Source organism: Saprospiraceae bacterium (genome assembly GCA_016717265.1).
In the GTDB taxonomy this organism is placed as follows: domain Bacteria; phylum Bacteroidota; class Bacteroidia; order Chitinophagales; family Saprospiraceae; genus Vicinibacter.
Window position 1 is genome coordinate 3,964,309 of the sequence record JADKFX010000001.1, and the last position, 15,347, is coordinate 3,979,655.

The following is a 15,347-nucleotide window of genomic DNA, read 5'->3' on the forward strand; positions in this document are numbered from 1 at the left end:
AATCACGAGTCAATATTAAATTTCAGCAATAAGTCCGTAGGAATTGCCTTTTTAGGGCTAAATAGAGGGCTAAATTGAAAATTTGGGGCTTTTGAATTCAATTATGTACTATATTTGCACAACTTTCTAAAGGAGGGGACGGAAGTTCCCTCTTTTTGTTTTAAGCATATTGGGCCATGTATACAGAAGAAATTCAAAATTTATTGGCTAAAAAATTCGAGGAAGAAGGCTTTCAGGATTGTTTTTTGGTATCTATTGAGCAAAACAAGAAAAATATCCAGGTCTTTTTAGATGCCGATAGTGGCATTAATTTTGAAAAATGCCAAAAAATAAGTCGCTATTTAGAGGCTATTTTTGACGAAAAAGCCTGGTTTGGAGAAGAATATGTTTTGGAAGTTTCCTCCCCGGGAATAAGTAGACCACTTGTATTTCCCAGGCAATTTCGAAAAAATATAGGACGAGAGTTGCAGGTCAAATTGCCAGATGGAACAGAATTTTCAGGAAATATCTTGGATGCTAATGACCAAATAGTGACCATTAGCCGGGAAGAAATCCGTAAGGAAGGTAAGAAAAAAATTCGGGAAACGATTGAAACTCAATTACCTTATAATACGATTAAAGAAGCTAAAATTGTTATAAAAATTTAAGCAAGATGAAACTTGTAGAAACTTTTGCCGAGTTTAAGGCCGGAAAAAATATCGACCGCCCTACCATGATGAGGGTATTGGAAGACGTATTTCGTTCCTTAATCCGAAAAAAATATGGGTCTGATGAAAACTTTAATGTAATTGTCAATACTCAAAAGGGAGACCTTGAAATCTGGCGTATTCGTAAGATTGTTCCAGATGGTGAGGTAACCGATGATTTAAAAGAAATTGCGATTTCTGAAGCCCTTTCTATTGATGAAGATTATGAAGTTGGCTTGGAATGTTACGAACAACTTGAACTAGATGATTTTGGAAGAAGAGCAATTATGGCTGCCCGACAAACCTTAGTTTCAAGAGTCATGGAACTTGAAAAGGATGATGTTTATAAGAGATATAGTGAACGGGAAGGTGAAATGGTCATTGGAGAAGTGAATCAAGTACTTAAAAAAGAATTTTTAATCATTGATGATGCGACTAACAACGAATTAATTTTACCTAAAACAGAAACTATAAAAGGAGATCATTTCAGAAAAGGGGATATCGTTCGATCTGTTATTAAAAAGGTAGAATTAAAAAATAGTTTACCCATGATTACGCTTTCAAGAACAGATAGCAATTTCTTACAGCGATTAATGGAACAAGAAGTACCAGAAATTGAAGATGGATTGATTGTGATTCGCAAAATTGTGCGAATACCAGGAGAACGTGCAAAAGTCGCTGTTGAATCTTTCGATGATCGTATTGATCCTGTTGGAGCCTGTGTAGGTATGAAAGGAAGTAGAATTCACGGTATTGTTCGAGAATTGAGAAATGAAAATATTGACATTGTAAATTTTACAAATAATCAAACATTATATATTCAACGTTCATTGACACCTGCAAAAATCAGCAGTATTGAATTGGACGATGCAACAAAGAAAGCAAATGTTTATTTAAAAGCGGATCAGCTTTCTTTAGCCATTGGAAAAGGGGGTGCAAATATTAAATTAGCATCTAAGTTAACAGGTTATGAAATTGATGTTTACAGAGATCAGGAAGAAGGTGAAATTGATGATGTGGATCTTGATGAATTTAATGATGAAATTGAAGATTGGGTAATTGAAGCATTCAAAAAAATTGGATGTGATACAGCTCGAAGCGTATTAAACTTAAGTGTAGAAGAATTGGTGCGCAGAACAGACTTGGAAGAAGAAACGGTGCAGGATGTTGTAAGAATATTAGAAGAAGAATTTAAAGATTGATTTTAATAAGAGGAGTATTCCTCGCAATTGTATTGAATGAAGTTATTAGTAAAAGTAGCAACGGAATTAAATGTCGGTCTCTCTACCGTCGTTGAACATTTGCAGAAGAAAGGTTTTGAATTAGAAAACAAGCCAACTGCAAAAGTTACAGACGAAATGTATGCAGAGCTGGTTAAAGAATTTCAAGGCTCGATCAAGGAAAAAGAACAAGCGGACCAACTTCAAAAAGTGGTTACCGTAGTTGCGCCCCCAAAAGAAAAACCAAAAATTAATTTATTTGGGGAACCTGCAATTGCAACTCCTGTTGTCCCTGTTTCTCCTCCGGCAGTAACACCTGCACCTCCTGTAGAACCGGTTGAAACAATCATAAAAGAAAAACCAGAACCAAAAGAAGAAACAGTAATTACAGCTAAAGTTGATGAAGAGCAAAAGCCTAAAATCAAAGTTGTTGGAAAAATTGATCTGGATCAACCAGAAACTAAAACTAAGCGGAAACCTAAAAAGGAAGAAGAATTACCGCCAGTTGTTGTCGAAAAGAAACCAATCGTGGTTGCAAAACCGGTAGAAGAAATAGTAGAAGAAGAAATTACCAGAATTGAAGCGCCGCAATTAAAGGGATTGAAAATATTAGGTAAAATTGATACCAATAAATTTAAAGACCCTGTAAAGAAAAAAGAGGAACCAAAAAAAGCTCCCATTCCTGCTAATGCTCCAACTCCAGCTAAAACAGCAGCTGAAATTGAAGCAGACAAAAAGAAACGTAAACGCAAACGTAAAAAAGTTAATCCTACTGAATTCCAACCAGACGATCGGAATCAAAGAAGTTTCAGACGCCCAGAAGACGCTGTAAAAGAAGTTACAAAGAAAGAAATAGAAGACCAGATTAAAGCGACTATGGCGCGCTTAAATATGGGAGGTAAAAATAAGCGGCAGAAAATTCGGAGAGATAAGCGGGAAGTAATGCGTGAGAAGGAAGAATTAAAACAATCTACAGAAGATAAATCCGTCATTCAATTAACAGAATTTGTTACCGTTTCGGAATTGGCAAGTTTAATGGATATTCCGGTTACAGATGTAATCATGACCTGTCTGAATATGGGTATTATTGTATCCATTAACCAACGATTAGATGCAGAAGTTATTGAAATTCTTTCTGAAGAATTCGGACATAAAATTGAATTCATTAGTGCTGAAGAAATTAATGAAGATGAAGAAGTTGTTGATGATGATCCGGATGAATTAGAAGATCGCGCTCCAATTGTGACGGTGATGGGCCATGTTGATCATGGTAAAACATCCTTATTGGATTATATCCGGAAAGCAAACGTTGCTTCTGGTGAAGCAGGCGGTATTACACAGCATATTGGTGCCTATGAAGTCCTCGTGGGCAAGGATCAAAAGCGAATTACATTTTTAGATACACCCGGTCACGAAGCGTTTACTGCAATGCGTGCGCGGGGTGCAAAAGTGACAGACGTAGCAGTAATTATTATTGCTGCAGATGATCGTATCATGCCACAAACAAAAGAAGCAATCAGTCATGCTCAAGCTGCTAATGTTCCAATGGTATTTGCAATTAATAAAGTGGATAAAGCCGGAGCAGATGCAGAGCGAATCAAAAATGAATTATCACAAATGAACCTTTTGGTAGAAGATTGGGGTGGCAAATACCAATCCCAGGATATTTCTGCAAAAACAGGACAGGGAATCGAACAATTATTAGAAAAAATATTATTAGAAGCGGAAGTATTAAATCTGAAAGCAAATCCTAACAAGATGGCTATAGGAACTGTAATTGAAGCTTCACTAGATAAAGGCCGGGGTTATGTAACCAAATTATTGGTACAAAATGGCACCCTTCATAATGGGGATATTATACTTGCTGGAGATTATGCCGGTAAAGTAAAAGCGATGTTTAATGAACGTGGTTTAAAACTAAAAGAAGCGGGCCCTTCGGTACCGGTTTTAGTATTAGGTCTGCAAGGTGCTCCTACCGCAGGTGAGAAATTTAAAGGAATGGTGGAAGAAGCGGAAGCCAGACTACTTGCCAGTAAACGTTCTCAAATTAATCGCGAGCAAGCAAATCGAGCTTCTAAGCGAATTTCCCTGGATGAAGTAGGACGTCGTTTAGCTCTTGGTAACTTCAAAGAATTGAAATTGATCGTAAAAGGTGATGTGGATGGTTCGGTTGAAGCATTATCTGATAGTTTGATTAAATTATCTGTTGAATCTATAAAAGTAAGCGTCATCCATAAAGCTGTTGGACAGATCGTTGAATCTGATATTCTTCTAGCCTCTGCTTCCGATGCAATTATTATCGGCTTCCAGGTGAGACCCTCAACAAGTGCCCGTCAATTGGCTGAAAAGGAAGGAGTAGAAATTAAATTATATTCTATCATCTATGAAGCAATCGACGAAATCAAAGCTGCCATGGAAGGCATGCTGGAGCCTACAAAAGTAGAAAAAATTGTTGCTCAGGTTGAGGTTCGTGAAGTATTCAAGATTTCTAAAATTGGAACGATTGCAGGTGGTATTGTTATAGATGGTAAGATTAGTCGAAACAATCCAATACGGGTTATCCGAAATGGTATTGTTGTATATCCAAACCGAGAAGGTGCCATGGCTGAATTAGCTTCTTTAAAACGTTTTAAAGATGATGTGAAAGATGTTAAAGAAAATATGGAATGTGGAATTTCAATAAAAAACTTTAATGACATCAAAGTAGGCGACATTATCGAGGCGGTAGAAATCGTTGAAGTAAAACAAAAATTGGCATAGTCATTTTAAATTTTAGTCATTTTTTTTACTTAATTTTTGTAAGGTAATTTAATATTCCTTTGGAAAGTTTTAAGGCTCATTTTAAGTAATACTCTTTTACTACGTACGTTTATAACGATTAAAGCAATAAATGAAATTATTATTTATTCCTTTAAATATTTTTAATTTAGAAAAATTCAGCATTCTATGAAATCTTTCTATTTACTTTTATTGCTAATAGGCATAAGCTGTACTCCAAAATATAAACCTTATAAAATTACAATTGAAGCAGATTATGTTGAAGTTCAATTCGGTCGATTAATGTCTAAAAATCTTTTAGATTCAATAAGTACGGTATTAATCAGCAAAGGAATTAAATTATCATTTCCAGTAGTCCAATATGACGGAGATAAATTATCTAAACTTGAATTTGTCATCGACGATGGCGAACATATGGGTACAGCATCTACTCATTTTTTAAATAAAGGAAAATCATTTGGTTTTAAAGTTGACCGCAGAGCACAGGCAAAATCCAAATTGGTAGTGGGTGAATTTAAAAATAATGAGTAAAAAATTGAGTTCTTAAAAGGACTCTTAGAATCTAATGGTTTCTGCATAATCAGAAATTATATCTATTAAAATAAGTTTCAACGATCATTCAGGAACGTAAAATTAGAATTAATGAAAAGGAACAAAAAGTTTCCAATAATAAATTTAATGGGTCAGCTCAAAAAGCTGGGAAGCAAGAAATATCTTTTCTTTTAATCATCGGATAACCGTTCGAAATACAGCGCGTGACAAGTATTTTAATAAAATAAGCTAAGGTCACAAAAATGTTTAGGCTCATTTTTTTGGAAGAAAAAAAAATTAGCAAAGGAATAGAAATCAATTTATTGTTATTCCTTAAATCCATATAAAAACGGGAATTCAAGTATCTGATTGTAAAGGCTTCATTTTCCAATGATGATAAACCGTCAGAACGCCAATAACTATAAAAGGAATCGTTGAAATAAAAATCTTAAAATTCAGACTGATGATACCAACAACAGACATAAAAACTAATAAAATTCCAATTCCACCAATTCCAATAAATGTTAATATTCTACCTGGTTGCTTTTGAAAAAGGGTAAATAAAAGTATCAGTTGTCCAATTAATGGAAGAATTGTAAATGGATGAATTACAGAACCTGGTGCACTGAAAATTTTTGAAACAATTTCAGCTTCCATTTGAAATAAAAAAACTTTCTGGTCCTTTCCCCATTCCAAATAACCTATCATTGAAGAAACTATCAAAAGAAGGTTTAAGATTTTACCTTTCATTTTGCAAATTTAGATTATTGCTTTATCAGAAGACATTGATAATTCTGCATGTATAATAACGGCCCTGAATTTTATTCAATAAATAATTCCAATTAAATCATTTCTACCTTGCAAATGCAGTAGCTCGTTTTTCTCTAATCACCGTTACTTTCACTTGACCCGGATATTGCATTTCGTCTTGAATTTTCTGGGAGATCATAAATGCCAAATCATCTGCATATTGATCCGTAACCTTTTCACTTTCAACAATTACCCGAAGTTCACGACCTGCTTGTAAAGCATATGCTTTTTGCACACCTTCATAGGTCATAGCCAGTTCTTCAAGTTCTGTAATCCGTTTTAGGTAGCTTTCCAGGATTTCTCTACGGGCACCTGGTCTAGCGCCAGAAATGGCATCACAAGCTTGTACGATTGGAGAAATAATATTATTCATTTCTATTTCATCATGATGGGCTCCAACAGCATTGATGATGATTGGATTTTCATTGTATTTCTCACATAACTTCATTCCAAATAAAGCATGTGATAATTCAGATTCCTCTTCTGCTACTTTTCCAATGTCATGAAGTAAACCAGCACGTTTAGCCAATTTCACTTGTTTAGGATTGAGGCCTAATTCAGCTGCCATAACGGCACAAAGATTAGCTGTTTCGGAAGAGTGTTTTAATAGATTTTGTCCATAAGAAGAACGGAAACGCATCCGTCCTACCATTTTAACAAGATATGGATCTAAGCCATGAATGTCAAGATCGATAATGGTCCGTTCCCCGATTTCTACAATTTGCTCGTCGAGTTGTTTTTTAACTTTAGCCACTACTTCTTCAATACGCGCTGGATGAATTCGACCATCTGCAACTAAACGTTTTAAAGAGAGTCGTGCAATCTCTCTGCGGATAGGATCAAAGCTTGAAATTACGATTGCTTCAGGGGTATCATCTACAACGATTTCAGCACCTGTAGCTGCTTCGAGGGCTCTGATATTTCTACCTTCGCGACCGATGATTTGTCCTTTAATATCGTCACTTTCAAGATTAAATACAGAAACAGAGTTTTCAATAGTGTACTCAGCGCACATCCTTTGAATTGTTTGGATAACTATTTTCTTAGCTTCCTTATTTGCATTTGTTTTTGCGTTCTCTATAACTTCCCGTTCAATAATTAAGGCGTCATTAGTAGCTTTTGCTTTTACAGCTTGCAGCAAATGTTCTTTTGCTTCAGATTCACTCATCCGAGCGATATTTTCCAATTCTTTAATCCGCTTTTCATTTGCAGATTCCAGTTCTTCTTTTTTCTTATTGACAATTTTTAATTGGAGATCCAGATTTTCCCGAAGTGTTTTTACTTCCCCTTCCCGATTTTCGATGTCTTGTGTTTTGGTTTGAATTTCTTTTTCGAGCGCCAAAGTTTTCAATTCCCTTTCTTTAAGTTCGACAGATTGGGTAGTTTTATAACTTTCAAAATCGGATTTCAGTCTGGCAAAGTTGTCTCTGGATTCCTGAATTTTCTGTTGTTTAATGGTCTCATTTTTTTGTTCAGCTTTAGAAACAATTTTCTCCGCTTTCATTTCAGCTTCTGAGATCATTCTTTGTGAACTAACTCTGGCTTTTTCAATTTCCAGGTCACTGATGCGGTTAATTTCTTCTAATTTCCGTTGGTTAGATCGTCTTAAGATAGCGTAAACGATAAAATAACCGACGCCCATACCGGCCATTAGGCCGCCAATAATTGCTACGAGTATATCTTGCATTTGTTAAAAAAATTTAGCAGGTCCTGCCTGGAAGAAGAGGTGTATTTTGTCTGACATGAAGCTCCTTGAGCCTTTTTGAGGACTCTTAGGTTTTCTGGGTACCGATAGGCAAAAACAGATTTAACATGCGTTACAAAACTATATGATTTAAAGAGGAATCCTCTAAAACGTCCCTATTTCCAATCGCCACATATTCTCCGGCTAATCGTAAATTAATACGATACAGACCTTTATATATTAAAAATAAAAATTATATATCCATTGGAATCACGCTGCGTTAAGCATAGAACCCAACAATTGCAAATATAAAAAAAAATTTAGAATTTTTTATGATTTTGGAGAGGTCAATTAGCTAGTATAAACCAATCCAAACTGGAATACTAATAAAATACTCATAAATTGAGATGAAGAAATCTTAAGAATCGAAACCTAAAATTTAAAATCAATATCACGTAGAACGAATAAGCGAAGCTAACAAGCATAAAACACCAAACTGCTAAAATTGACCCTTAATTCTTAGTAAACCAATTTCCAAACAAGTCTCTCATTTTGTTGTTGTTTTCATAAAAATTAAACAACTCATTTCGTTCTCCCATTCTCAACATCAAAGAATTGGCCGAGATATCGTTCAGTATAAAATACACTCCCTTTTCATATTTCCCATAAGCATCTAAGGATTCATATGTTCCATCTAACCTAAAAAGATAGGCGTTTTCAGATGTAATTGAAGCATTGCCAAGTCCTCCATAACTTGAAATTGTTTTCCCTCCAGTCCACTTCCCTATAATTCTTTGATCAATCCATCTTGAACTCTGATCGCTATACCTCGGACTCCTATTCGTTAATTCGATATCGGTTCCATCATAAGCCATCATGAGACCTCCCTCATGTATTCTAACTGATATATAGTGTTTTTGATTTGGGGTACCTGTTTCCTCCCAACCAGTTAGCAATTTATGTCTATCATGGCAACAATGTCCTAATTTTTGAATACCAGCCTTGGTTTTAATTTGATACTCAAACTGATCTATCTTTGTTATCGTTAAGGCACCTATCCCTGCATCTTTGCCATTCAAATACGTTTGGAAAACGCCAATAAAAGGATCTACATTAGAATTGATAGCTGGTAAAACTTTGGGTTTTAAATCTGATGGAATTTCGCGATTCAAAACAACTGATTTTCCATTGCCTCTGAAAATTAATCCATTAGCATTTGCTTCAATAGTAATGTCAAGTCCTGAATCTTTTAAGCTAATTATTTGCCCTTTTTTATATACCTTCTCAGGCCCCATTCCATTAAAAGAAAACAAATATCCATTTCCTTCATCTTTGGCAATAGAAATGTTTATTGGTACATTTTGCTCGCCAAAACCTGAAAAATTTCCCACAAAAGGATCTGTATTTTTTTCAATTTCCTTATTTTCTGATGAAGCGCTGACATTATTGTTTTCATTTACCGGTACATCGTTTAGATCTACAGACTCACCCGTAAATTCAATATTTTGATTATTCATTGACAAAAGAAGTCTCCCATTTGAAGTTTGAATAGAAAAATCAATACCTTCAGATTTCCCTTCAAGAATGCCATTTTGTAGTGTCGCAAAATCTGGTCCTAAGCCATTTACATAGATCTCATATTTTGTTGAATTAGTCTTACGAATAATCAATTCATATTCTTGGCCATTAAGTTGTCCTTTAAATGTTCCGATATATGGATCCGGCTGATCATTGGTATTGGGCATTATGGAATCGATCGTACTTAACATATTAGATTTCCCAATAGCTGCATTGGTCAAACAACTCACATTAATAGAAATTAAAATGAAGAATACAATCGAATGAATTTGAAAATTTATTACAAACATATTTATAATTTTAAAAACAAGTATCTTGTTGGTTAATTAATAGCTAAAGAATTGAATGACAAAAGTTCACCAACACTTTCAAATTTGCGACAACCATAAATGACTCATTACTATTTATATTCCCATCCTTATGTTCGTAATGAGCCAATTGATAATTATTACCATAGATGTTTTACTTTAAAAAGTATGATATATATTGGCTAAACCTAACAGCAAAGAACTAAATACTAAAAAAATATCCGAAGTAAAAAAATCTTGACAGCAAAATTAAAAATTTACATTTTCTCATAGATTATTCCATCAAGTTTCATACTTTGATTATTATTAAATAATTCATATACCAATTGTGTGCCGCCAATGTTTATAATATTTTTACTGTCGGTGATCCAAAGTATGAAGTAACCACCTTTAATTAAATCGCCATCGTTAACAGAACTCCAACCTGGTCCGCTCATGGCGCTTGAACTTTTGAATTCGTAGGTCCCATTTGCTCTAAACAAATATATCTTTTCATGAATGCTTGAACCACCGCCATATCCACTATTATAAGTTTTCGATCCATTCCACTTACCAATGATTCTTTGATCAATTTGCCTTGAACTCTGATCTGAATACACAGGCGTAGCATTAGTAAGCTCAATGTCAGTTCCAGAAATACATAGTATTAGTCCATTGTTCTGAATCCTTACACTCACCACACTCTTATTAGCATCATCCAGCATACCAACCATTTGATTGCCTTCTTTTCGCATTTTAATTGTTCCCTTATCATCTGATAATTTATAAGAATTATCTCCTGCTGCTTTTATGGTAACTCTACCCATTCCAAAAGCTTTACCATTTCTATAGGCATTATATGTACCTTCAAATTTTACAGGACTCGTATTTTTAGGGGCAGTGGTTACTTTCGGATTTACTCCATCACGATTCAAGCGTATGGATTTTCCGTTGCCTTTAAAAATTAATCCATTAGCATCTGCTTCAAAGCTAAAAGTTACACCACTTTCAGATAGTAATAAAATACCACCAGATTTTTCAGCTCGATTCGGACCTATTCCATTAAATGTTAATAAATATTCTTGTTCAGCATTTTTTGAAATAATTACTTTAATAGCAATATTATTTTCTCCATACCCTGAAAATGTACCAATTAATGGATCTATTTTATTCTCAATTATTTTATCAGATTTCTTTAAATTTTCAATTACTTCATTCGAAGGACTGTTTGTTTGATTATCCTGCACTTTACCTTCTCTAACAAATACCGAACTTTGATCAAACATAGATAAGACGATATTGCTGCCAGACAAACTAATAGTAAAATCGAATCCATCCGCCGTTCCGATTAATACATCCTTACTTTTATTTGCTATATCCGGTCCTTGTTCATTGACATAAATCTCATAATTTCCAGAAGTGGATTTTCTAATTTCAAGAACAAATTGTAGGCCATTAATTTCTCCAATAAATCTCCCTATAAAAGGATCCGAAATCATTTCGACATTTGAACTTAAGTATCCTGAAATACTTGATTGCGATTTAATTTGACCTGGAAGAGTACTACTTGAATCATGGCTCATTACGTCAACAAACTGAAAAACCAAAAGAAAAAATAATAATTTTGTTTTTGAGTTTGATAAAAATAAATTTATTCTCATATTTTATTTTAAAAAGCTAAAATCAAAAATTAATCTGCTTGAAATTTAAAACTTACGCATGGCGCTATTACTAAATCATTCAATGCTACAGGAAAAACAGCACAACCATTTGCCCCACATTTTTCTTCGAAAAATCCATAAACTTGAATGCTACCGATCACTTGTGGGAATACAAATACAGCACCAGTATTTTGTTTTACCTTGAAGAAAACATCTGCCACAATGGAAAGTCCGTAGTTAGTATTATTACTCAATTTCAAATTTTCAACTTCAATAAATGATTCAGTACCTTTCGCCTTACTTTCAATGATAGTATCCACAATTACAGAATTCGTAATCAAATTATAAAGTTTGACTTTAAAGTTTCCAATTGCGGGCACTTTTATTCCTAATTGTTTTACTATTCCGCTTTGCAATGGAGTAAATTTAAATCCATATTCCCAAACGTTAGCTGCTTTTTCTACGGTATCAATGGTAATATTAGAAGATTTTAAAAAGGAGAAGAAGGGTTCTTGGATAATACTCATATCCTCACTACATTTGAAAAATACCAATAGGAAAACTATATATAAACAGATATTCTTCATAATAATTTCTATTTTGGTCAATGGAAAATGAATTCAAAAATCTATATTAAAAACTTTTAATCTACTCTGTCTACATAAATAACCAATTTTTGTGTTCCATTTGCTTCTTGAACAGTAAATGCGAAACCTGGACCAATATGCTCGTAATTAGGCTCACTATATCTGTCACTTTTAGGCTTGTACAGCGAAGATAATGGTAGATAAAATCGTTCATGTGAAAATCCATCATCAACTGATCCATCGCGATCTTTTAAATGAATTCCAATAATGAGTGATTTTGTACTCAAATAATTGGTTGAAGCCTTAAATTTAATTTTAAATCGCTTCGAACTTCCTTTTGCATCATATCTCGCGCCAACACCTTCAGCTATTTCAACAGCTTGATGTCTTTTTTTCTCCCAAACAGTAACGTAGTCTGTATTTGGTATATCAGTATCAAAGTTTATTTTGCCAAAAATATCGAGACTTGATTCGACTTCAGCCTCTAAAACTGCAATTCCTATAACTTGTAGTGTCATCGATATATCGGCGTCAGGGGGAATTATAGTGCAATCTCTTTTATTAAAGGTCATTGTCGTTTTTAATTTCATAATCTGACCACTTTTTAAAGACCTAATTACAAATGCAATAGGAACAACAGGACTTGTTGCTGAAAATTCTTCTTTAATACCAAAAAGTACTTTTTTAAAATCCTCTATTGTTGCTGCATTTGTTTGGAAATTCTCTGAAACACCTCGTAAAAGAATCTTAACACTTGATGAAGAAATCATGTGATTTAGCCTTGATTCTAATCCTGCTTCAATGGTTGTTCCTCCCACACTGAATGCCGCTGACATTAATGCATTAATAGAATCATGTGTCAATTCGGAAGTCACTTCGATTAAGGCAAAAGATCCATATTTTACAGCAGAAACAATACCTCCATCTTCTGATACATCTTCAGGATTTAAATTTGTAATAGTAGAGATATCACTATCAATACCAACAGTGTAGGCTGCTCTAAATAACTTGTAAACAATTGTGTTTTTGGTTCTTATATTCGATGTGGAAGCGGTAGCTGAGATATTTAGTGCCATACCAGGAATCATGACTCCTGCTTTAGCTTCTAAGAAAAACTGATTTATTTCATAAGCACGAATTTCTTCTGAACCAATATCTAGGCTACCAAAATTATTAGGTCCCCAATTTCTTTTTATTCTGTTTATAGCATTAACCACATTCCCCCTTGTAATATCGGTACCTTGTATTGTTTCATTAATGTTATTCGCAGATGTTCCAGCTGCATTTAAGGAAATTGAGATGTTATTTCTACTAGTAAAATCAGTAAAATTAGTGTAACTACCATCATCGATAGAAGAAATATCTATTAATCGTCCAGGCCAAAATTCTACACCATCTGGATTTAATATATTTGCTTCATTGAATCCAGCTTCCAAAAACATTGGTGTTACAGTGCAAATTACGTTATCTTCTCGATCATTTATTGATTCACCATCAGTTCTTGATATTTGTTCACTAATTCCATCATCAGGTAAAACTGTTCTTGTCAACGTTCCAATCCTTTTTGTGTATTTCGATTGTGTTAGGGGTCTTAAATTTGCTCTTGTACTCATGGTGTGACGAATTGAACTCAATGGAAGTGTTCTTGAAATATTCATCTTTAATATTTTTGGTTTAACATATTGTGAGCTCCCTATAGAATAGGTTGAAAGGGTAATCAATATGATTAAGAGATTATTTAAGTGTTGAATGATAAAATTACGTAAGATTAAAGTGTTTTGTTTCATATCAGAATTTCTTAATAGTTTATAAATATTTATATTTATTTTCAATTACAAGAGTTATTTCCACATCCCTCATCTCCCATATTTGCTGATGGTCTACAAGGTGCTGAAGGAACTTTAGATTTCTCATTAATTGTTAATACATCATAAGCACAACGTACATACCAAGCTGGTTGATGATCGCAGAATTTAGGAATATAAGGGCCATCGTCAACAATACGCCTTTCCCTATAATTATATTTGTAATTTTCTTTTCCTTCTTTTGAGTACCAGTTTCTTTGGCCAGATTTTACATAACCAATTTTTATTGCATCGACAAGCCAACCTATAACCGGAACGTTTTCTAGATTCTCTGTTACGGCTTCAGTACCCATGAACAATGAAGTTATAAAATCATCTCTATATTCAAATCTTTGAACAATGCCCTTAGGCCATCCCATTAGTTTAGGCTGATTTACCATATCAGCAAATTTTTGATTGCCAACAAATGGTGGCCCTCCATATAAATAACAATGAACTTTAGATTTTATAACGATATTACTATTTAAGAGATTAAAAGCATATAATTCAGCTAACCCCCCTCCTAAACTATGACCAGTAACCCACAAAGTTTTACTTTTAGATTTGTTATTTTCTTCAATAAATTCATCAATTTTACTTTTTATAGTTCCCAAAGAATTCCACATGCCAAAGTGAATGCTAGATCCTCTGAACAATGGAGCCTCGAATAATGTAATATTTAGGTTTGTTCCAAACCACTCACCCCACTCCCATTCAAGCCCACCTGCTTGTCCTCTGCTAACTCTGTCTGTGCCCCTAAATGCAACAATTATAAACTTTGATGTGGAAATAAGCATACACTCAGGATCTATTCCATATCCAGGTGATTTTGCAATAAATTTAAATACAGGCAAGGACTCTTCCCATTTTTCATAATTTTCAATATATTTATTATAAATATTTTCTATTTCTAATTCAATGAGTTTAAGCTTAACAATAAATTGCACTTCACTTTTGTAATTCGAAAGATAAAGGATTGAATCTGGTCTAATATCATTATTATTAATATGCAAGTATTTTGAATTTCCGTTTATAGCGGTTAATTTAGCTCTAAGCTTGGCTTTTTCTCTTTCAATTTCATTTTTTAAAGATATATATAGTTTTAGCTTATCCTTGCTATTATGTAAACTTTTAATGTAATTAATTTTATAAGAATAATTATATTTAAAATAATCAATATCATTATTTTCTAGTTTTTCTTTGCCTTCATATTTTATATCTATTGTTGAAGGCATAAGTGGGGGTATATCACAAAACATATGTAAAAATCTATATTTAAAAGCTTGAGAAAACTCCAAATTAGAATATTGAGTGATTGCTGAACTATTATTTGAATCGCTTAAATTTTTCGCTAATCTTTCAGGATACATCAGCCAAGTTATGTATGATAGAAGATATGCATTAATATTGTTCTTACCAAAATCATCTTCGGAGAAATTTGAAAAAGCATTTATTTCATTTTGTCTAGCATTAAGATTATAATCATAACTTTGCGCATATAAAACGTTGTTTCCAAAAAATAAAATAAATAAAAAATAAATTTTATACATAATAGTAAATTTTAGTCATACTAACTTACTCATCCTGCAAATTTTCATTGCCTTTAAAATATTTTACTCTAATGAGTTTCTACCTATATTAATAGCAACACCAGAATCAATTAAACTATATATTTAGTATT

The 15,347-nt window shown here is 33.5% G+C and carries 11 protein-coding genes; 4 read left to right on the plus strand and 7 right to left on the minus strand.

What is annotated here, in order from left to right; translation table 11 throughout:
* Positions 1-176 precede the first annotated feature (176 nt).
* The 4 genes from IPO86_15515 to IPO86_15530 all read left to right on the plus strand — a co-directional run bounded on the left by IPO86_15515 (position 177) and on the right by IPO86_15530 (position 5,215).
* Positions 177-647, plus strand: coding sequence for a ribosome maturation factor RimP (locus IPO86_15515; GenBank protein MBK9729514.1), 471 nt, complete (start codon positions 177-179; stop codon positions 645-647).
* 5 nt (positions 648-652) lie between these two features.
* On the plus strand, positions 653-1,888 hold the full coding sequence (nusA, locus tag IPO86_15520) for a transcription termination/antitermination protein NusA (GenBank protein MBK9729515.1): 1,236 nt from the start codon (positions 653-655) through the stop codon (positions 1,886-1,888).
* 36 nt (positions 1,889-1,924) lie between these two features.
* Entirely contained in the window at positions 1,925-4,666 is a 2,742-nt protein-coding gene (gene infB / locus IPO86_15525) for a translation initiation factor IF-2 (protein MBK9729516.1), read from the plus strand.
* A gap of 186 nt (positions 4,667-4,852) precedes the next feature.
* Positions 4,853-5,215: a hypothetical protein gene (locus IPO86_15530; protein MBK9729517.1), complete on the plus strand. Its 363-nt coding sequence runs from the start codon at positions 4,853-4,855 to the stop codon at positions 5,213-5,215.
* Between the two features lie 357 nt (positions 5,216-5,572).
* On the opposite strand, the gene IPO86_15535 is transcribed toward IPO86_15530, so the two are convergent.
* The 7 genes from IPO86_15535 to IPO86_15565 form a co-directional block, all read right to left on the minus strand.
* Positions 5,573-5,965 (minus strand): hypothetical protein, encoded by a 393-nt coding sequence (locus tag IPO86_15535; protein MBK9729518.1) that lies wholly within the window; start codon positions 5,963-5,965, stop codon positions 5,573-5,575.
* 103 nt (positions 5,966-6,068) lie between these two features.
* Positions 6,069-7,712, minus strand: coding sequence for a ribonuclease Y (rny, locus tag IPO86_15540; protein ID MBK9729519.1), 1,644 nt, complete (start codon positions 7,710-7,712; stop codon positions 6,069-6,071).
* A gap of 509 nt (positions 7,713-8,221) precedes the next feature.
* On the minus strand, positions 8,222-9,577 hold the full coding sequence (locus IPO86_15545; protein ID MBK9729520.1) for a hypothetical protein: 1,356 nt from the start codon (positions 9,575-9,577) through the stop codon (positions 8,222-8,224).
* 275 nt (positions 9,578-9,852) lie between these two features.
* Positions 9,853-11,235: a hypothetical protein gene (locus tag IPO86_15550; protein MBK9729521.1), complete on the minus strand. Its 1,383-nt coding sequence runs from the start codon at positions 11,233-11,235 to the stop codon at positions 9,853-9,855.
* Between the two features lie 29 nt (positions 11,236-11,264).
* Positions 11,265-11,762: a hypothetical protein gene (locus IPO86_15555; protein ID MBK9729522.1), complete on the minus strand. Its 498-nt coding sequence runs from the start codon at positions 11,760-11,762 to the stop codon at positions 11,265-11,267.
* Between the two features lie 116 nt (positions 11,763-11,878).
* Positions 11,879-13,480, minus strand: a complete 1,602-nt coding sequence (locus tag IPO86_15560; GenBank protein ID MBK9729523.1) for a thiol-activated cytolysin family protein — start codon at positions 13,478-13,480, stop codon at positions 11,879-11,881.
* A gap of 170 nt (positions 13,481-13,650) precedes the next feature.
* Complete coding sequence (locus IPO86_15565; GenBank protein MBK9729524.1) at positions 13,651-15,216, minus strand: lipase family protein; 1,566 nt, start codon at positions 15,214-15,216, stop codon at positions 13,651-13,653.
* Positions 15,217-15,347 lie beyond the last annotated feature (131 nt).